This is a genomic window from Bilophila sp. 4_1_30 (assembly GCF_000224655.1).
Classification (GTDB): Bacteria; Desulfobacterota; Desulfovibrionia; order Desulfovibrionales; family Desulfovibrionaceae; genus Bilophila; species Bilophila wadsworthia.
In genome coordinates, this window is sequence record NZ_JH114232.1 from 158,322 (window position 1) to 176,588 (window position 18,267).

Annotated in this window: 13 protein-coding genes and 1 tRNA gene; 2 read left to right on the forward strand and 12 right to left on the reverse strand. The window is 60.0% G+C overall.

Features of this window, described 5'->3' with window-relative positions:
• Window positions 1-385: 385 nt before the first annotated feature.
• Window positions 386-2,401 (forward strand): 4Fe-4S dicluster domain-containing protein, encoded by a 2,016-nt coding sequence (locus tag HMPREF0178_RS07450; RefSeq protein WP_009368162.1) that lies wholly within the window; start codon window positions 386-388, stop codon window positions 2,399-2,401.
• A gap of 275 nt (window positions 2,402-2,676) precedes the next feature.
• A tRNA-Arg gene (locus HMPREF0178_RS07455) sits at window positions 2,677-2,753 on the forward strand.
• 595 nt (window positions 2,754-3,348) lie between these two features.
• Here HMPREF0178_RS07455 and HMPREF0178_RS07460 read toward each other — a convergent pair.
• The 12 genes from HMPREF0178_RS07460 to HMPREF0178_RS07515 form a co-directional block, all read right to left on the reverse strand.
• Window positions 3,349-4,857, reverse strand: coding sequence for a sigma-54-dependent Fis family transcriptional regulator (locus HMPREF0178_RS07460; protein ID WP_009368163.1), 1,509 nt, complete (start codon window positions 4,855-4,857; stop codon window positions 3,349-3,351).
• A 540-nt stretch (window positions 4,858-5,397) separates the two neighbouring features.
• A complete protein-coding gene (locus HMPREF0178_RS07465) occupies window positions 5,398-6,378 on the reverse strand; it encodes a tripartite tricarboxylate transporter substrate binding protein (protein WP_009368164.1) in 981 nt (326 codons plus the stop codon).
• A 32-nt stretch (window positions 6,379-6,410) separates the two neighbouring features.
• Window positions 6,411-7,904, reverse strand: a complete 1,494-nt coding sequence (locus tag HMPREF0178_RS07470) for a tripartite tricarboxylate transporter permease (protein ID WP_009368165.1) — start codon at window positions 7,902-7,904, stop codon at window positions 6,411-6,413.
• A 9-nt stretch (window positions 7,905-7,913) separates the two neighbouring features.
• Window positions 7,914-8,399, reverse strand: coding sequence for a tripartite tricarboxylate transporter TctB family protein (locus HMPREF0178_RS07475; RefSeq protein ID WP_009368166.1), 486 nt, complete (start codon window positions 8,397-8,399; stop codon window positions 7,914-7,916).
• Window positions 8,400-8,504: 105 nt separating this feature from the next.
• The gene (locus tag HMPREF0178_RS07480) at window positions 8,505-8,978 is read right to left on the reverse strand and encodes an L-2-amino-thiazoline-4-carboxylic acid hydrolase (protein ID WP_005027945.1); all 474 of its coding nucleotides are present in this window, start codon (window positions 8,976-8,978) and stop codon (window positions 8,505-8,507) included.
• Between the two features lie 883 nt (window positions 8,979-9,861).
• The gene (locus tag HMPREF0178_RS07485) at window positions 9,862-11,256 is read right to left on the reverse strand and encodes a sigma-54-dependent Fis family transcriptional regulator (RefSeq protein WP_009368168.1); all 1,395 of its coding nucleotides are present in this window, start codon (window positions 11,254-11,256) and stop codon (window positions 9,862-9,864) included.
• A gap of 161 nt (window positions 11,257-11,417) precedes the next feature.
• Complete coding sequence (locus HMPREF0178_RS07490) at window positions 11,418-12,719, reverse strand: TRAP transporter large permease (protein WP_009368169.1); 1,302 nt, start codon at window positions 12,717-12,719, stop codon at window positions 11,418-11,420.
• Window positions 12,719-13,225, reverse strand: coding sequence for a TRAP transporter small permease (locus HMPREF0178_RS07495; RefSeq protein WP_009368170.1), 507 nt, complete (start codon window positions 13,223-13,225; stop codon window positions 12,719-12,721). Before HMPREF0178_RS07495 ends, HMPREF0178_RS07490 begins: the two co-directional genes overlap by 1 nt.
• Before the next feature lie 59 nt (window positions 13,226-13,284).
• The gene (locus HMPREF0178_RS07500) at window positions 13,285-14,283 is read right to left on the reverse strand and encodes a TRAP transporter substrate-binding protein (protein WP_009368171.1); all 999 of its coding nucleotides are present in this window, start codon (window positions 14,281-14,283) and stop codon (window positions 13,285-13,287) included.
• A gap of 160 nt (window positions 14,284-14,443) precedes the next feature.
• Window positions 14,444-15,799, reverse strand: a complete 1,356-nt coding sequence (locus HMPREF0178_RS07505; RefSeq protein ID WP_009368172.1) for an MFS transporter — start codon at window positions 15,797-15,799, stop codon at window positions 14,444-14,446.
• Window positions 15,800-15,868: 69 nt separating this feature from the next.
• Complete coding sequence (locus HMPREF0178_RS07510; protein ID WP_009368173.1) at window positions 15,869-16,702, reverse strand: amidohydrolase family protein; 834 nt, start codon at window positions 16,700-16,702, stop codon at window positions 15,869-15,871.
• A gap of 619 nt (window positions 16,703-17,321) precedes the next feature.
• Window positions 17,322-18,230, reverse strand: a complete 909-nt coding sequence (locus HMPREF0178_RS07515) for a glycyl-radical enzyme activating protein (protein WP_009368174.1) — start codon at window positions 18,228-18,230, stop codon at window positions 17,322-17,324.
• Between the last annotated feature and the right edge of the window lie 37 nt (window positions 18,231-18,267).

The window sequence follows — 18,267 nt, forward strand, 5'->3', positions numbered from 1 at the left end:
TCCCTTCAAAGACTTTCGTGTTTATCGAATCCCTGTTCGCGGTTTTTCCTTTGGGACAACGGGTTGCCGTGTATTCAACTGGCCGGCAGTGTTTTTGAAAGGCTGGGTTATAGGAAATGGTTGATTCTTTCTTGAAGTTCCAAAGGGATAACCAATACAATGCCTCAGCCATGACGCCCGCCGATGGAAAAACTGGAGAAAAAGGCCGTATGTTCATCATACTGTGGAGATAAAACCACCATATTCTAATGATTGAGCCTATTGAAACAAGCGGGGTGCAGTCTCTCCATCAGTCGAAAGCCTTGGGAAACGGGGCGGGGGAGGGATACCCCTTCTCCGGCAGGTTTCCCATCCCCGTATTCCCGCCTTTCCCTCAGGAGTCCTCATGTTCAAGTTCAAGGCATCGGATCTTCCCGAAATACTGACGCGCTGGTCGGCGCGGTATTCGGTATTCGTCCCGAGCGGAAGCCCGGACAACGCGCAGATGCGCATCTGGTCGCGCCGTACCCGGAAAGAGGTCCGGTTCATGGAGCCGGACGAATACACCAACCTGATCGTCGCGCCCAAGGGATTCGTCTTCGGCGAGCGCGAGGAGCTGTTCCGCTGGGAAGGCAACGAAAAGACGTGTACCGCCATCAGCGCGCCGTCTTCGTCTTCCTTGCAGGAAGAAGACAAGATCCTGTTCGGTCTGCGGCCCTGCGACACATACGGGCTGGCCTACATGGATCGCTTTTTTCTCGGCGAGCACCACGACATCAACTACCATTTGCGCCGCCAGCACGTGTTCATCGTCGCCGTGAACTGCCTTGAGGCCGGGCCGGAATGCTACTGCGCCTCAATGGGTACCGGGCCGTTCGCGGAAATCACCGCCCACACCGAATACGGAATGCAGGCAGGCAAGGGGTATGACCTCCTTCTGACCCCGGATTACGGGCCTGACCACAAGAAAGGGGAGAAGGGAGAGAACGACTGGTACTGGGTGGAGGCGGGATCGGACCGGGGCAAGGCGCTCCTGTCGCACGTCGCGCCGCTCCTGTACCGCGACCTCGAATTCACGGGCCGCAGGCGTAAAAAAGCGTTGCAGGAAGACGCGCTGAAGACGTTCCGCCGCACGTTGGACACGTCCACAGTCCGGCAGGTGCTTGCCGCGCACTTCAAGGACGAAGAATGGGACGCCATCGCCTCAAGCTGCATCGCCTGTACCGGATGTACGCGCGTTTGCCCCACCTGTACCTGTTTCACCACCGAAGAGGAGCAGGACACGCCCCATTCCGGCACCCGTGTCCGGGTCTGGGACTCGTGCCAGTCGGTATCGTTCACCCGGAACGCGGAATTCCACAACCCACGCTCCAAGACTTCGGCTGTGCGCTACCGGATCTACGACAAGCTGCAATATATCGAAGAGCGTTTCGGCATGAAGGGCTGTACCGGATGCGGACGGTGTGCGGCCGTCTGCCCGGCTTCCATCGATATGGTGGACATCATGGCCCGGATGAAGGAACGGACGCCCCACCAGGTGCTGGAAGCTCCCGCCCCGGCGGTCAACGTGCACTACGAGCGCGAAGAACGCCTGTTCGACCCGCAGCCGTATACGCCGCTCGTAGCGGAGATCATCGATATTTTTGAGGAAGCCAAGGGCATCAAGCGGTTTACGGTCCGCTACCGCGACCGCCCCAATCAAGGCCGCCCCGCCCTGCGCGGCCAATTCTTCATGCTGACCGTGTTCGGCGCGGGGGAAATCGCCATTTCCGTGCCGTTCAGCGACCGCGTGAAGGATGCCTTCACCTTCTACGTCAAAAAGGTCGGCAAGGTCACCACGGCCATGCACAACCTGAAGGTCGGGGACATGATGGGGCTGCGTGGGCCGTTCGGCGTGCCCCTGCCCTACGAGACGCTGAAAGGCCGCGATCTGCTGGTCGTCGGCTCCGGCGTGGGGCACGCGCCCGTGCGCGCAACGCTGGTCCGGGCCATCGAAAACAAGCCGGACTTCGGGCGCATCGCCATTATGGCGAGCGCTTCGACCTATGACGGGCTGCTGCTCAAGGACGACCTGCGCGAATGGGCGAAAGTCCCCGGCGTCGAGGTGCACTACTCGCTCTCCAAGCCTACGGATCAGGTGGATGCGCATATCGGCTACATCAACGACCTGCTGCCCGGCCTCGGCCTCGACTGGAAAAATACCTCGGCGATCATCTGCGCCTCCGCCCGCCGCATCAAGGCCGTCGCCCGCGACCTCATGCAGCTCGGCATGAAGCCCTCGGACATTTACACGGCCCTCGAAACCAACATGCACTGCGGCATCGGCAAGTGCGGGCACTGCAAGGTCGGGAGCCATTATATGTGCGTGGACGGCCCCGTATTCACGTACGAGGAAATGCTCCAGCTTCCGCCGGAGTTTTAGACACCTTGAGGAAGGGAGAGGGACGCTTTCCAGAGGAGTATGCCCCTCCCCTTTCCCACTTCAACTTCCCACTGTCATTGCTCCAGCCAAATCCCCGGGCAACCTCATACGGAAGCTGTGCTTCTTGTCTTTTTTCAAGAAGATAAAAACAGATAATAGCATGATATTATAGTGAAAAAGATATTTCTTTCCGCACAGGAGAGATTTTTTCGCGAGAGTTCCCCAAAAAACGCTTGACGGAACCGGGCCGTCCGACTATACCTCTTTCTCGTGATGCGGCTGTAGCTCAGCTGGATAGAGCAACAGGCTACGAACCTGTAGGCCGGGAGTTCGAATCTCTCCAGCCGCACCAGAATTTTGAAGGATTTATGATGAATAATCATGAGTCCTTTTTTTGTACCCGAAAAAGCATCCCCCAACCTGTCCGCTGCAAATCGAAACCGCTTGATGGCACTCCTCAATACGCCTTCCACCGTTTTTGCCTCGCCGCAACCCGCCTGCCGCATTACCCCCAAGAAGACATCTTCTTATAGGGGCTGTGGGTCCCCAGAAACCGGATACCGATACCCTTCAAGGGAAAGCCGTTTGCCCACCCCATCCGCTATGGCTGTTTCCTGCATGGGGCGATCCCGTTCGATAGAGCGACAGACATCCTGTCCATCCTCCTGCCCAGCCTTACGGGTTCGCCCGTTTCGCTTATCCCCGCGCTACCCGTCCTCCCCGCCATGTCCCCCGGCAGCGCATGGGAGGAGGCACAGCCGGGTTTGATGTTTTTCGAGGCGGGCTGGGGCGGGTTGGAAATGACGGAAGGGAAGGCGGCCCCTCCCTCCTTTGCGCAGGCCTGTTGAAGGCGCCCAAGGCATGGAACAGGCAATGCCCCGCCGTGCAGGGGGTTGCGACAGGACGGGCGGTTGCCGCCGTATCCATGCGAAAAGGCGAGCCCGCAGTCATCTCGCGTGCTTTCTCGCCGTGATGCCTAGCTGCCCCATCCTGCGGTAAAGCGTGGCAAGGCTGATCCCCAGTTCGGAGGCCGTCCGTTTTTTCCCTTCCGTGTGCTGCCCGTAGCGCTCAAGGAGCTGCATGATCCTGTCGTATTCCGCCGTATCGCGGGCAGGCTCCGGCGGTGGGGACGGCATACCTTTTTCCGTTTTGACGGGAGGTGGGCTTGCCGTCTTGAAGCGGGAATCCATGAGATCCAGCGTCAGGACGCCGTGCTCGCAAAACCCGACCCCGTATTCCACAAAGTTTTTCAGTTCGCGTACGTTGCCGGGCCACGGGTAGGCCTCGAAAGCGTGCATGAGTTCGGTGGCGACCCGGTAGGTGCAGCCCCGTTCGCGGCTGAACGACTGGAGGAAATGGGCCACCAGCAGCCGGATGTCGCCTTGCCGCTCCCGGAGCGGGGGCACGAACAGGGGGATCACGTCCAGCCGGAAGAACAGGTCTTCGCGGAACGCCCCCTGCGCCACCAGTTCCCGGAGGTTCCTGTTGCTGGCGGCGATGATGCGGATGTCCACGCTGTGGTTGACCTTCCCGCCTACGCGCCGGACAACGCGCTCCTGCAAGACACGCAACAGTTTGACCTGAAGCGACACGGGCATTTCGGATACCTCGTCGAGGAAGAAGGTACCCGTGTGCGCCTGTTCCAGAAGCCCCTTTTGGCCCCCGCTGTTCGCGCCGGAAAACGCGCCGGGCTCATAGCCGAACAGCTCGCTTTCCATGAGCGATTCCGGGATGGCCCCGCAGTTGATGGCGACGAACGGCCCCGTATGGCGGGGGCTGTTGTCATGGACCGCCTGCGCGATCAACTCTTTGCCCGTCCCCGACTCCCCTTGGATAAGGACGGTGGCGTTCGTGCCGGCGGCCTTCAGGATAGCCGCCTTGAGCCGCAAGATGGCCTTGCTCTCGCCGATGATGCTGGGAAAACGGTCATCGCGCGGTTGTTCGGGGAGCGGTTCCACGTCGCGTCCGCGGGCCCATGCGAAACCGATGATCTGGCTGATGAGCTCGAAAGCCTTTTCCGACTTCATCAGCAGCTCGGCGCGCTGATTGTCGGTAAAGGCCACGATCTGCACGACCGCGACGATTTCGTTTTCTATCACCACCGGCCCCGTGAAATTGGCCACATCCGCGCAGGCCCCCTTGCCGGAGCAGGTACGGCAGACTTCTTCTTTGCCGGGCGTCAGCACCATGGAGCTCTGACCGGAACGCAGGCTGTAGGTCAGCGCATTGTCCGCGGGCATCCGGAACCCGACACCGCGAAGGTAGGGGCCGGTTCCCCCCACGCAGTAGCCTTCCGCGTTCATGATCACGATTTCCACGTCCAGCAGCTCCGCCAACGGGGGAAGATGCTTTTGCACGAGGCGCCAACGCTCGGTGACGGGGGAACCCGATGGGAGGGGAGGTTCGAGAGGGGTGTTGATCCACAGGGGAACAGCGGCATGGATTTCCGATCTCATAGGTGTCTCCAAATAGGCAAATCTATATGCTTTGTCGATGTATCTTGCTTTTATAGTTACTCTTTTGAGTTTCTCACCTGCATGAGAAAAAGACAAGCGAAAAGGTGAAAAAAAGAGAAACCGTATTTTTTGTTGTTCCCAAAGCGGGTGGCGGAAACCGATTCTGAGAGGCTGTTTTTGAACGGCAGGGGACGCTTGGGCACCTTTCTCATGCAACAGCATCGCTGCCCCGGGAGAGGGCCTCCGCATGTCTTCAAGAGCGGAACCGGACCTCCATCGCCCGTTCTTGAAGAGGTGCCGCCGTTTCCGCCCTCCCCCTGCAAAGGGGCCGCATCGGGTTGCAGGCGATCCCCATCCCCAGATGCGCCCGTGGCTGTCCGCGGGAAAAACGGCTGCCGGGCCTTTCGGCATACGGACGCCTTCCGCACCCCCTCCCGACGAAAACCGCCAAGCGGGAGGGAGGCCCCCCTGACGCCGCCCGTGCTGGCCCCAAAACAAAAAAGCCGCCCCTGAGGACGGCTTCCTGACAAAGGGCTGCCTTTACTTCTTTTCGGCTTCCTTGGCCTTGCGGATAGGCTCCTCAAAGAGCTTGTAGTACCCTTCGATGACCTTGCCGAATTCGTCGGCGGGGAGGAAGTTGGTGGTCATGTTGACCTTGGCGAACTTGGCCTGCACGTCGGGATCGCTGAGGGCTTCCTTGATCAGGTTCTGAAGGCGTTCGATGCGATCCTTAGGGGTCTTGAGCGGGGCCACGATGCCGTACACGGAGTCGAACACGAAGCCGTCGCCGAACATTTCCTTGAACGTGGGCGCGTCGGGATAGTTGGGATCACGCTGGGCGCTGCACACGGCGATAACGCGGATATCCTTGTGGGGCTTGAAGTTCACCACGGGCGTGAACCCTGTGGATATGTGGTTGCCGAGGAGCGCCGTCACGATTTCCGCTCCGCCGTTGTAGGCCACATAGGGGAGGTCGGATTCGGGGAACAGCTTCATCACGTTGGCGTGGTAGAAGCGCTGGGCCGTAAACGCGCCGGGGCTGGCGAGGCTGTACTTGCCGCGTTCGGCCTTGGCCTTGTCCATGAGATCCTGCACGCTGGCGATGCCGGAATCGGCACGGACGCCCCAGCCCATCGTGAAGACGTTGACCTGTGCCACCGGGGCGAGATCCTTATAGGTGAAGCCGCACTTCTTGTATTGCGGGACGACGGTCAGCACGTTGGCCGAGGTGAGGCTGATGGTATAGCCGTCGGGACGGGCGCGGACGGTTTCGAGCGTGGCGGGGATGCCGCTGCCGCCGGGCTTGCTGGTGATGAGCAGCGTGATGTTGTGCTTGCGCTGCAGGTAGTCGCCGATAATACGGGCGGCGGTGTCGGGGGCGTTGCCCGCGCCGAAAGGCATGATCAGGGTGATCGGGCGGCTCGGGTAGTCTTCGGCCGCAGCTTGGAACGGCATGGCGCAGAGCAGGGCCGCGGCTGCGGCAACGCCGGTGCGGAACATCCGGGACAGATTCCTCTTCATGAAGGCTCCTCCTGAAAAAAAGTGTGGATGGATCAGACCGCCTCGCGCTTGCATCCCCTGTATTCGTCCCAAATGGTTTTGAGGACGACGCAGGCGCTGACGGCCAATATGACACAGGATATGGGGCTGGTGAAAAAGGTGCTGAAATCGTCGCGGGAGAGGGACAGCGCCCGGCGGAAGTTGGATTCTGCGAGCGGGCCGAGGATCATGGCGAGCAGCATGGGCGGCTGGGGGAACCCCGCCTTGAGCATCAGGTAGCCAAGCAGCCCGAAGGCGGCCATTACGCCGATGTCGAACGTGGAGTTGTTGGCCGCAAAACTGCCTATGGCGCACAGCGTGAGCACGACGGACATGAGGATCGCGGTAGGCACGAGGACGACCTTGCCGAGGATGCGCACGGCGATGAGCCCGACCACAAGGATAAGGATGTTGGAGACGAAGAAGCTCGCGAAGATGCCGTTGACCGTGGCGCCGTGCTCCTGAAAAAGCAGCGGGCCGGGCGTCAGGCCTTGGATCATCAGCGCGCCGAGCAGGATGGCGGTGAGCACGTCGCCGGGGACGCCCAGCGTCATCAGGGGGATGAGCGCCCCGCCGGTCACACCGTTGTTGGAACTTTCCGTCGCGGCCACGCCTTCCAGCGTCCCCTTGCCGAACGCTTCGGGATGCTTCGAGAAGCGCTTGGCTTCGCCGTAGGCGATGAAGGTCGCGGCGCTGGCCCCCGTAGCCGGGATGATGCCGATGAGCGTGCCGAGGAGCGAGGAACGCAGCAGGTTGAACTTGTTCGTCCAGATTTCCCCGAGCGTCAGCCCCTGATTGGACAGCTTGCCCTCCTTGACGATCCCGCTCTTGCCGAGGAAGACATCCTCAAGGGACAGGAGCACCTGCGATACCGCGAAAAGCCCGACGAGCGCGGGCACCAGCGAGATGCCGTTGAACAGTTCCGGCACATCGAACGTGTTGCGGAAATCGCCGGAAACCGGATCGATCCCCACCGTTGAAAGGAAAAGGCCCACGAATGCGGCGGCAAGCCCCTTGCACATAGCCCCTGAAGACAGGGTCGCCACCACCGTGAGCGCGAAAACGGCCAGTGCGAAATATTCGGCCGGGCCGAAGGACATGGCGGCGGTCGCCAGCAGCGGCGCGCAGGTCACCAGAGCGACCGCGCTGAAGATGCCCCCGAAAAACGAGGCAAACGTGGCCATTTCCAGCGCCTTGCGCGATTGCCCCTTGGCGGTCAGCTTCGGGCCTTCGAGCAGGGTCGCGGCGGCGGCCACCGTGCCCGGCGTGCCGACGAGGATGGCCGTGATCGATCCCCCGTAAATGGCCCCGGCGTACATGCCGAGCAGCATGGAAAAAGCCTCTACGGGCGGCATCCCGAAGGAAAGCGGGATAAGCAGGGCTACGCCCATCGCCGCCGTCAGGCCCGGCATGGCCCCGAACAGGATGCCCAAAGAAACCCCGGTGACGTTGGCTATCAGCGAACCGAAACTCAAGGCCGCTTCTATCCCAGCAAAAACCTCGGACATCGTGTCCTCCTACGGCAACATGATCTGAAAGAAGTATCCGAAGGCATACAGCAGCGCTCCCGTGGTCAGCGCCGCCACTCCCATGATTTCAACAGGATTCCGGCGTCCCAGAAGGGGCAGGGAGAACAGCAGGAACAGGAACGTGGAGATCGTAAATCCGCCGTTGTGCGGCCACGGGAACCAGCTCTGCTCCACGAGCCAGTCGCCGAGCCAGATCATGCCGGACAGGTACATGACGAAGAAACCGAAAAAGAGAAGGGTCTTGATGACGGCGGATCGGTTTCCCCAACTACGGCCGGGCCGATTCCTCAGCAGCCCTTGGAGAATGAGGAAAACCCCGCACAGCGCCATGCCGCCGAGGGCCAGCGTGGGCAGCGCGTCCGCCCCGACAACCTCCCCATCGGACGGGGCGATGGAGGCGGCCACTTCGTAAACCCCCACCGCGCAAAGGCATAGAAGAACCGCGCCGGAAAAAATATCGTTGAGGTTTTTCATGGAATTCCTTTGTGTTGTTGAGGCCCCGCCCCCCGGAAAGCGGGAGCGTATGCCCTCCGTTTTCCGGGGAGTCGGGCGATCAGGCGAAAAAGCCCGCCGTCCCGATCAATCCTTCTTCTTTTTCCACAGCACGACGCGGCAGAAGGGGTCGCCCTTGCCGAGGCGTTCCACGATATCGCACGGGATGCCGTGCTCCTTGGCGCGGTTGCGATCCAGTTCCATAGCCACGTCACAGAAAAGATCCTGATCTTCAGGAGAAAGCCCCATCTTTTTCCATTCTTCGAGGAGGGGGCAGTAGTGCATCTTCATTTCGCAGTATTCTTCGGTGTCGGAAATTTCCGTCTCGAATACGCCGCCCATCATGGTGTAGTGTTCGTTCATCCAGTCTTCGGGAGCCAGCTTGCGCCCGTCGCGCTCGGCACGAATGCGGCCGTATTCGGCAATCCCCTCACGGGCGAGGGCTTCGGCCTGTTCGCGGGTCATTACTGAGGAAAACGCCTTGAACAGACAGGCCTGAGAGCGGGCCCTGTCCTGCATGGCCCCACGAACACGGCGTACAACTTCGGGATTCCATTCCATGAAACTTCTCCTGTTATCATAAAAGTTTTCACATCTTCTCCGTGTAACCGGACATTTTTTCTAATGCGATTTTTGTGCCATACGGCGCATACTCCATATCTCACTATTGTTACAGATTTTTTATCATTGCAGGCACATTATTCTCATCCTGAAATTCTCTTTTCGCATCTCATTGAGAAAAAATTCTCACCACATGAAAATACGGTGCCCTTTATGCCATTCTCTCTATTTTCAGTCAGGTATGCCGCACAGTTACGGCAGCTCAGATTCCGGACTCCTTTGCCGACAGGCATTCAGGACACGAAAACACACCGCCAGGCTCCAAAGATGGGACCACAACCTGCCTGCGCAAGGAAACGGATGCGGAACGGAAAGCTGTGAAAGGCGAAAGAAAAAGCCGGAAAAGAACGCCGACGGGTTCCAGACCGTATCCCTGAAAGGTATCTATCCGGGAGGATGGGATAGCCAGAAAAAAGAAAGCCCGCTGGAGTTCAGCGGGCTGCCTTCACGCGGCGGGAGGGCGAATCCACGCTTCCCCTTCCACATCCTATTGACTGTATCCCATTCTTGGTTACGCCCGCGGTTACAGGCCGTACCCATAAAGCGGAGGCCTGGCGAGCCTTCGAAACAGCACCGGGGGCTCAAAAACTCTGGCGAACATAAAGAGGAGCCCCCGAACAACGCCGGACATCCTCACTTTTCCGTCTTAACGCGATCCCTCACGGGCGGCTTCAAGCTCTGGAACGGCACTCCCCGAAGGGCAATCCATACCCCGCCCTTTCCCTATCTGGCGATGAAACGGGCTGACGACGCCGACAGCCATCATCGCCGCCCAAGCCAATGTATTCCCAAGGTACAGCGGCCACCTCCCCAGCCCCAAGCGTCACCGCATCTTCCCTTCTTTCTCCAATTCCTTCACTTTTCTGAAAATCGTACTGCGGTCGACCTGAAAGTGCTTGGCGACCTCGGTGATGCTGCCGTAACGCTCCATCGCGGCTGAAAGGACCTTGTTCTCAAGGTCCTTCATGATCTCCTTGTATGTCTTGCCGTCGAGTTCAAAATCGAGGCCGTCCCTGCGCGCCGATGCGGCAGGCTTCGCCACGCCCGAAATGGGGACATCCGAAGCCCGGATCACGCTGTTCTTGCTGGTCACGGCCAGCCCCTGCACAAGGTTTTCCAGCTCGCGGATATTGCCCGGCCACTTGTAGTCGAGGAGCAGCGATTCGGCTTCTTCGGAAAACGTCAGCTGGCGATGGTACTTGCTGCCGTAAAACCGCAGGAACATGCGTGCGAGGGGCAGAATGTCCGCCTGGCGGTCGCGCAACGGCGGAATGGCGATCACCGCCACCTTGAGCCGGTAATAGAGATCACTGCGGAATTCCCCGCGCGCGATGGCCCGTTCGAGATTCTTGTTGGTGGCGGCGACGATGCGGACGTCGATCTGCTTCGGCGTGGTGGAACCCACGCGCATGATCTCCCAGTCCTGAAGGAACCGGAGCAGCCGCGTCTGCATGGGCATGGGCAGCTCCCCGATTTCGTCGAGGAACAGCGTGCCGCCCGACGCCGCTTCGATGAGGCCGATCTTGCCCGTCTTGCTCGCGCCGGAAAACGTGCCCGCCGCATAGCCGAACAGCTCGGTTTCAATAAGATTTTCGGGGATGCTTCCGCAGTCCACCTTGATGAAGGTCTTGTTCTTGCGCAGGCTCAGGGCGTGGATGCGGCGGGCAATGACGTCCTTGCCCACGCCCGTCTCGCCGAGCAGCAGGACCGTGGCGTCCGTCTCCGCAATGGTGTTCACCTCGCCGTAGAGCTTGATCATGGCACTGCTGGTGAACAGCTTCGGCGTCTTGCGGGAAAGTTCCTGCGCGTCCCCGGCGGTACTGAGCTGCTGGAACGCTTCAAGCAGCTCCTTCTGGACGCTCATCTGCTCCCGCATCTCGGAGAGCATGGTCACGTCGCGGAGGAAGGTGATGCACAGCACCAGCTTGCCCTGCGCGTCGAAAACCGGATTGGCTTCGAGAATCAGCTTCCGCCCGTCGGAAACGGTCTGCACGCGCGTGGCGGGCTGCCCCGTCCGTATGACCTCCGGGTTCAGCACCACGTCGAGCCTGCCGCGCTTGACGAACTCCATCACGGAATGCCCCAGCATCTCTTCGCGGGGGATGCCCGTGATTTCGGCATGGCGCCTGTTCAAATGCACGACGGTCCCTTCCACGTCGGAGATGCAGATCCCCTCTTTGAAGGCGTCAAAAAGCTGATCAAGATACTCTTGCAACATTACATGTCCGTTCTTAGTTTGTGAATCGTTTCTCGAAGCATTTCCTCCTTATGCCCCATCACATGCCGAAAAGCAAGAAATCATAAGTTGTTACTATAATGGAAAAGAATCCGCCCGGCGGAGAAACCGGGCGGAACCGTAAAGAAACGCCTCCACCGGGGCTACTGCCCGTACCCCATAAGGCTGGGCAGCCATGTGCTGATCGCCGGGACGTAGGTGAACAGCAGGATACACAGGGTCAGCGCGATCAGGTAGGGGATGACCGCGACGGAGATGCGCTCCACCGAGATGCCCGCTATCCGCGACGCCACGAAAAGGTTGACTCCAAGCGGCGGCGTCAGCATGGCGACGTTGTTGGTCACCACAAGGACTATGCCGAAATGGATCGGGTCGATGCCGAGCTGGAGGATCATGGGCAGGAGCACCGGTACGAGGATGATGATGGTCGCCAGCGTTTCCATGAACATGCCGAGGACGTACAGCACGCCGATGATCATGAGCAGCACGAGATGGGGATCGTCGGAAATGCCGAGCACGATGGACGCAAGGCGCTGCGGGGCTTCCTCAAAGGTAAGGATCTTGCCGAACAGGGTGGACGCGCCCACGATGAGCAGCACCGCGCCGCAGGTCATCGCGCCTTCCAGCAAGGCCCGGTAGATGTGCCGGGGCCTGAGCACCCGGTTGATCACGATGCCCACGAACAGCGCCCACACGATGGCGACTACGGACGCTTCCACGGGCGTCGCCCAGCCGGTATAGATCGAGCCGAGGATGATGAACGGCGTCGCCAGCGCGAACCCGGCGTTGCCGCAGCTTCTGAGGAAAAACTTCATGTTGAAGGGCGCGGCGTTCTCGTCGCCCTTGAAGCCGTTCCTCTTCGCCAGCAGGTAGGCGGTCATGATCATCGCGAAGGCCACGATGAAGCCGGGGATGAACCCTGCGGTAAACATGGCGGTCACCGACAGGTTCCCGAGGATCGCGTAGATGATCATCGGGTTGGACGGCGGGATCAGGATGCCGATGGTGCCCCCGGAAGAAGCCGCCGCCGAAGCGTAATCCCTGGAATAGCCGTTGCGGACCATCGCCGGGACGAGGATGGTGCCCACGGCGGCGACGGTCCCCGGCCCGGAACCGGAAATGGCCGCGAAGAACGTGCAGGCGAGGATGGTGGTGATGCCGAGGCCGCCGTAGACGCGGCCCACAAGCTGCTTCACCACGTCGACGATCTGCTGCGTGATGTTCCCGAACTCCATGAGCGTGCCCGCGACCACAAAACAGGGGATGGCGAGCAGCGGGAACAGGTTCAGGCCGTCAAAAAGCGAGTTGTGGATGACCGACAGGGGCAGGATATCCCCGCCCGCGAGGATCGCCACCACGGAAGAGATGATCAGGGACATGAAGATCGGCAGCCCCAGCAGGAACATGGCGACAAGGACAATGAGGGCAATGGCTAGGGGCGTCATCAGGCTGCCTCCTCGTAACGTACCAGTTCTCCGAGGGTGCCGTTCCGCCAGCGCACGACGTATTCCTCAACGATGCGCCAGCTCACCAGCACGAAGCTGAACGGGATAATGCATTCCACCCACGCCTTCACAACGCCGAGGGTAGGCGACACTTCGGGGTAATACAGGCCCTCTTCGATGCAGGCGAGCCCGATCCACGCCACATAAAGGGAGAAGCCGATCCAGATGATGTCCCCGACGGCGCGGAACACGAGCCGCCAGCGGGTCGGAAGGAACATGAACTGTGCGGTGATGCGGACATGCCCGCCGCGCTTCACGGCAAGGGCGGCCCCGACATACACGGCCCAGAGGAAACTGTAGCGGGAAAGTTCCTCAGTCCATGCCAGCGACGATCCCACGGCGATGCGCATGGCCACCTGAAGGAAAAGGCAGAGAACCATGACCGCTACGAACAGAGCACAGGCCCCCTCTTCGAAGTTGTCGTAGAGCTGCTTGAGAAAAGACATACGTCCTCCAAGGAATGAAGACGGCGCGCGGAGCCGAAACCCGCGCGCCGGGCGTCCGTTTACTGCTGCATGATGGCGAGGGCTTCATCCACCACGGCCTTGCCGCCGACCTTGTCGTAGAACTGCGGCCACACGGAGCGGGCGGCCTCCGTCCAGGCGGGTTCGTCGGACACGTCATTGATGACCATGCCGCGAGCAAGGCATTCCTTGAGGGCGATTTCATCCTGTTCCGCGGACCACTTCCACTCGTAGGCGGCGGCTTCCTTGGCGGCCTTTTCCACAAGGGCCTTGGTCTGCGGGTCGAGCTTGCGGAACCACGGGTCGCTCACGAGCATCGGGCCGACCCAGAGCATGTAATGGATGTTGGTGATGTACTTCTGGACTTCCCAGAACTTCTGGTCGCGGTTGATGGCGTGGGGGTTTTCCTGCCCGTCGACCACGCCCTGCTGAAGCCCGTTGAAGGTTTCGGACCACGCCAGCGGATGGGGTTCGACGCCCCACGAGCGGAAGGCGGCAAGCTGGAGCTCCACGGCGGGGACGCGGATCTTCAGGCCCTTGAGGTCGGCCATCGTGTTGATGGGCTTCTTGGAGTTGGTGATGATGCGGTAGCCGCCCACAAGCCACGACAGGGGCCGGGTACGGCTCTGCCTGGCGATGGCGTCGGCGGTCTTGTTCATGAACGCTTCATTGCCGAACAGCTTTTCGGCGTCGGAAATCTTCGGGAACATGTACGGCAGGATGAACACCCCGGCCTGCGGCGCGAAGGGCGTCAGGTTCCCGTCCGCCAGCACCGCGAGATGGATCTCGGCGTTGCGGAGCTGTTTGACGTTGGCCTGTTCGTCGCCGAGCGAGCCGCCATAGAAGGTCTGTACGGTGATCGCGCCGTTGGATTCCTTCTCGACGATCTCCTTGAACTTGTCGATGGCGACCACATGCAGGCTGCCCTGCGGGTTCGCGGTAGCGGCACGGATGGTCATCTTCTTGTATTCCGCCGCGTTGGTGGTGCCAAGCGAAAGCATCAGGACAGCTGCGGCGAAGGCCGTAAGAAAACGTCTCATACAATTTCTCCTCTTTTTTCCCCCGAAATGGAGATGATGCTGCAAACCGGGACAAAGCCCGTCTCCCCCCTGTGGGAGATTCCTCTGTTTCGTTCCCGCGCCGGACGGCCCCCCGACCTTCCGGCACGGGGGCGGCCCTGTACCGCCCCCTCTCCCAAGATCAGCTTTCCAATGCGGCGTTGGCCAGCACCGTGACGGGCTCTTCCCCGGCAGAGCGGGAAGGCTTCCGGCTGTCGCGGCTCATGCGGCGCATCCACAGCGTGCAGGAGGCGCTCAGGACGCCGACGATGGCGAAGTAGGCGCACAGGTACCAGGGTTCCCCGCCAGCCCAGCCGGTAAGCACGGTGGCGAACAGCGGAGTCAGGCCGGAGGCGAAAATGGCCGTGAACTGGTACACGAAGGAGATGCCGGAGTAACGGACGGAGGGGTCGAAGCTTTCCGAGAACAGGCTGGCCATGGTCCCGAATACCGCCGAGTGCAGGATCCCGAAGGGAAGGCCGATGGCGAGGCAGACGAGGAAGAAGGAGTCGGCATGGTTTTCGATGACCCAGAAGGAGGGGAAGGAAGCGAAGCCGAGTATCAGCGCGCAGATGCCGTATACCTTGGCCTTGCCGATGCGGTCGGCGACGTGGCCCCAGACGGGGATGAACACGGACATGACCACGGAGGAAATCATGACGGCCCAGAGCGCGTGGGTGCGGTCGATGCCGTGGTTCTGGGTGAGGAAGGTCAGGGAGTAGACGCCGAACACGTTGAAGGACACGCCGTCGATGAACCGTGCGCCCATGCAGGCGAGCATCATCTTGGGATAGCGCTTGAAGGCGTCGAGCAGAGGATACTTCGCTTCGGGCAGCTTGGCCTTGGCTTCGGAAAAGTCCTTGGTCTCCTGCACGGTCTTCCGCATGTAGGAACCGACGATGAGCAGGATGGCGCTCAGGATGAAGGCCATGCGCCAGCCCCAATTCAGGAAGGCTTCGTCGGTGAGCAGCATGGACGCGAGGCCGATGACGCCGGAGGCGAGCAGGAGGCCGACCGACATGCCGATCTGGGGCAGGCTGGCATAGAAGGCACGCTTGTGGGCGGGCGCGGATTCGAAGGACATGAGCACGGCCCCGCCCCATTCGCCGCCGAGCCCGATGCCCTGTGCGAGGCGGCACAGGATGAGCAGTACGGGCGCCCAGATGCCGATGGTTGCATAGGAGGGGATGAGGCCGATGGCGACCGTGGCGATGCCCATGATTTCCAGCGTCAGGATGAGGACCTTCTTGCGCCCGATCTTGTCGCCGAAGTGGCCGAAAATCACGCCTCCCAGAGGACGGGCCACAAACCCCACCGCGAACGTGGCGAAGGCAAGCATGGTCCCGATGCGCGGGTCAAAGTCCGGGAAAAAGAGCTGATTGAAGAACAACCCGGCGACCACTCCGTAGAGGAAGAAGTCATACCATTCGATGACGGCCCCGAGGATGGAGGAAATGACGACGCGGCGGAGGTTTTTCTGCTGATCGATGTGTTCCATGAGGATATCCTTTTGGAGAGCGCTCCAAACGTGTGGAAAAGGCGTTTCGTGGGGAACGGGAAATGTCGGCTACAGGCCAAGCAGCTTGGCGGCGTTGTTGTAAAAAATGTTTTCAAGCGCCTGCGGGCTGAAAGGCAGTTTCCTGTACAGCGCGATCTGCCCCTTGAAGTCGAGGAACGGATGGGCGCTGGCGAAGATCACCTTGTCGCCGATCATGGTGTTCGCGGCCTGAATGTAGCCTTCGGAGAACGGCGACTGCTCATACTCTGAAAGCTCCAGATACACGTTGCGGTTGCGCTGAACGACCATGATGATCTCGTTCACCCACGGGTAGCAGCCGTGGCTCACTACGATCTTGAGTTTGGGGAAGTCCCGGGCCACCGCGTCGATATACCGGGGGTGGCAATGCTCTGGGTCGGCCCCGTCCACCAGGGTCGCCATGCCCGTACTGATCACGACGGGAATGTCGAATTCACCGCACTTGGCATAGATCGGATAATATTTTGCGTGGTTGGCCGGAATCTTGGCGAGGAACGGGTCGATGGCCGCGCCACGGAAACCGTGGGTTTCGACCATGAGCCTCAGCTCGTCGATGGCATCCATCCCTTTATGCGGGTCAAGCCCGGCCATGCCGATGAAACGGTCGGGATACTGTTCGAGGAAGGGGATAACCCCCTTGTTGCCGGAAGCGATGCCGTAGGTGGTTTCCGCGTCGCGGCTGGTGATGACGCCCTTGACCACGTTCTGCACTTCCATGTCGCGCACGATGTCTTCAATGGGCTGGGAGCGGGCGCGCTCATGGAATTTGAACAGCGCGTGCATCTCGCCGAAGACGGGATGGTCGATCATCCCCTGTACGGTGGAAGGGATGTTCGGACGGAAACGAAAGTCGATGATCTTCACGATGGTCCCCTTTGCATGAATGTCTGGCGTGACGCCTTGATGACGATCTTTGCTTTCCCTAAAGCAAGAGGCGGACCATTTGTGAAATAAAAAACACCTAACAAGACTCTTTACTGCTACGAAACGGATAACATCACCTAACAGACTCTTTTTTCATCTTTTTTATTTTCATCTTTTCCGTGGGTTCGGCTTCCGTCTCGTTGTTTTTCAGCCTTTGCCATGCGAATCCCCCTCCTTCCGTTCCCGTCCGCAGGAATATTGCCCTTCAGCCATTCTTTTGAAGCTTATAATACACTTAAATAACATGTCCTTTTTTCATCACCGGAAGCGCTTGAAATCCATGATGCGAATACGCACCTTCCGCATTGCAAAAAAACACACTCCTCTTTGCCTCCCTAATACAGCCATATTACAGCGAATCAAAGGCTTGAAACCATCAATATGTGTATTTTTGCACAGATCGTCATTCCATGAATGCAAAAAAACACAGCTTCCAGCCCCTTTTTCCTTCTCCCCGGCAGTTCCCCGAGGTACAAAAAAGCCCCTGAACCCAGTACAATCAGGGGTCAGGGGCAACGGTACAGACGCGTCAATACGGCCTAAAGAAACACGAAAGTTCTTATTGTTCGTAGGTTTTCAACATAATGTTCAACCGTTTCATGAAGGCTTCATCGGCCTTCACGCCCTCCAGCTCATAGCGCCGCCCTAGGTAGCCGTATTTGGGCTGCCCCATACGGTGGTAGGTCAGCGCTTCATAGCGGATATTGGCCTTTCTGGGAATCATTTCACGAATACCGAGAATATCCTCTTCCGTATCGTTGAAACCGGGGATGACCGGCGTGCGGATCAGCACCGGAAGCTCCGGGAAGTGCTCGAATACATGCCCGATGTTCTTGAGGATCAATTCGCTGCCCACCCCCGTGGCCTTCTTGTGGCGGGCTGAATCGAGGCACTTGATGTCGAAAATCAGGGCATCAAGCACTCGGCAGGCCTGATCCAGAACGTCGGTCGGGTAGTGCCCACAGGTTTCGATGGTCGTATGGATATGGCGTTTCTTCGCCTCGCGCAGCAGGGCCAGCGCGAAATCCGGCTGCGCCAGCGCCTCGCCCCCGGACAGGGTGAGCCCGCCGCCCGATCGTGTATAGAACACGCCGTCCTCTTCCACGCGGCTCAGGATTTGATCCACGCTCTGCGTTTCGCCGTACACCGTCTGTGCCCCGCTCGGGCAGGCGCGCACGCAGGCGTTGCAGCCCGTACACTTCGAGCGGTCAAAGCAAACCAGCCCGCCGACAATGCTCACGGCCCCGGTCGGACAAGCCTTGGCGCACCGCCCGCATACGGCGGCGGTCAGGCAGCGCGTGGGGTTGTAGGCGCGCTCCGGCTCGCGGCGCTGCGACTCCGGATTGCTGCACCACGGGCAATGCAGCGGGCATCCCTTCAAGAACACCAGCGTACGGATGCCTTCGCCGTCGTGGACGCTGAATTTCTGCACATTGAACACGATACCCGTTTGTTGCCTGTCCAGCATGGTGGTTGCTCCTAACGTAGAAAACTAGGGGGAAGGG

Excerpts from the sequence above, each read along its gene's own strand:
- HMPREF0178_RS07450 (WP_009368162.1), top strand. The coding sequence starts at position 386 with ATGTTCAAGTTCAAGGCATCGGATCTTCCCGAAATACTGACGCGCTGG.
- HMPREF0178_RS07460 (WP_009368163.1), bottom strand. The coding sequence starts at position 4,857 with ATGAGATCGGAAATCCATGCCGCTGTTCCCCTGTGGATCAACACCCCT.
- HMPREF0178_RS07465 (WP_009368164.1), bottom strand. The coding sequence starts at position 6,378 with ATGAAGAGGAATCTGTCCCGGATGTTCCGCACCGGCGTTGCCGCAGCC.
- HMPREF0178_RS07470 (WP_009368165.1), bottom strand. The coding sequence starts at position 7,904 with ATGTCCGAGGTTTTTGCTGGGATAGAAGCGGCCTTGAGTTTCGGTTCG.
- HMPREF0178_RS07475 (WP_009368166.1), bottom strand. The coding sequence starts at position 8,399 with ATGAAAAACCTCAACGATATTTTTTCCGGCGCGGTTCTTCTATGCCTT.
- HMPREF0178_RS07480 (WP_005027945.1), bottom strand. The coding sequence starts at position 8,978 with ATGGAATGGAATCCCGAAGTTGTACGCCGTGTTCGTGGGGCCATGCAG.
- HMPREF0178_RS07485 (WP_009368168.1), bottom strand. The coding sequence starts at position 11,256 with ATGTTGCAAGAGTATCTTGATCAGCTTTTTGACGCCTTCAAAGAGGGG.
- HMPREF0178_RS07490 (WP_009368169.1), bottom strand. The coding sequence starts at position 12,719 with ATGACGCCCCTAGCCATTGCCCTCATTGTCCTTGTCGCCATGTTCCTG.
- HMPREF0178_RS07495 (WP_009368170.1), bottom strand. The coding sequence starts at position 13,225 with ATGTCTTTTCTCAAGCAGCTCTACGACAACTTCGAAGAGGGGGCCTGT.
- HMPREF0178_RS07500 (WP_009368171.1), bottom strand. The coding sequence starts at position 14,283 with ATGAGACGTTTTCTTACGGCCTTCGCCGCAGCTGTCCTGATGCTTTCG.
- HMPREF0178_RS07505 (WP_009368172.1), bottom strand. The coding sequence starts at position 15,799 with ATGGAACACATCGATCAGCAGAAAAACCTCCGCCGCGTCGTCATTTCC.
- HMPREF0178_RS07515 (WP_009368174.1), bottom strand. The coding sequence starts at position 18,230 with ATGCTGGACAGGCAACAAACGGGTATCGTGTTCAATGTGCAGAAATTC.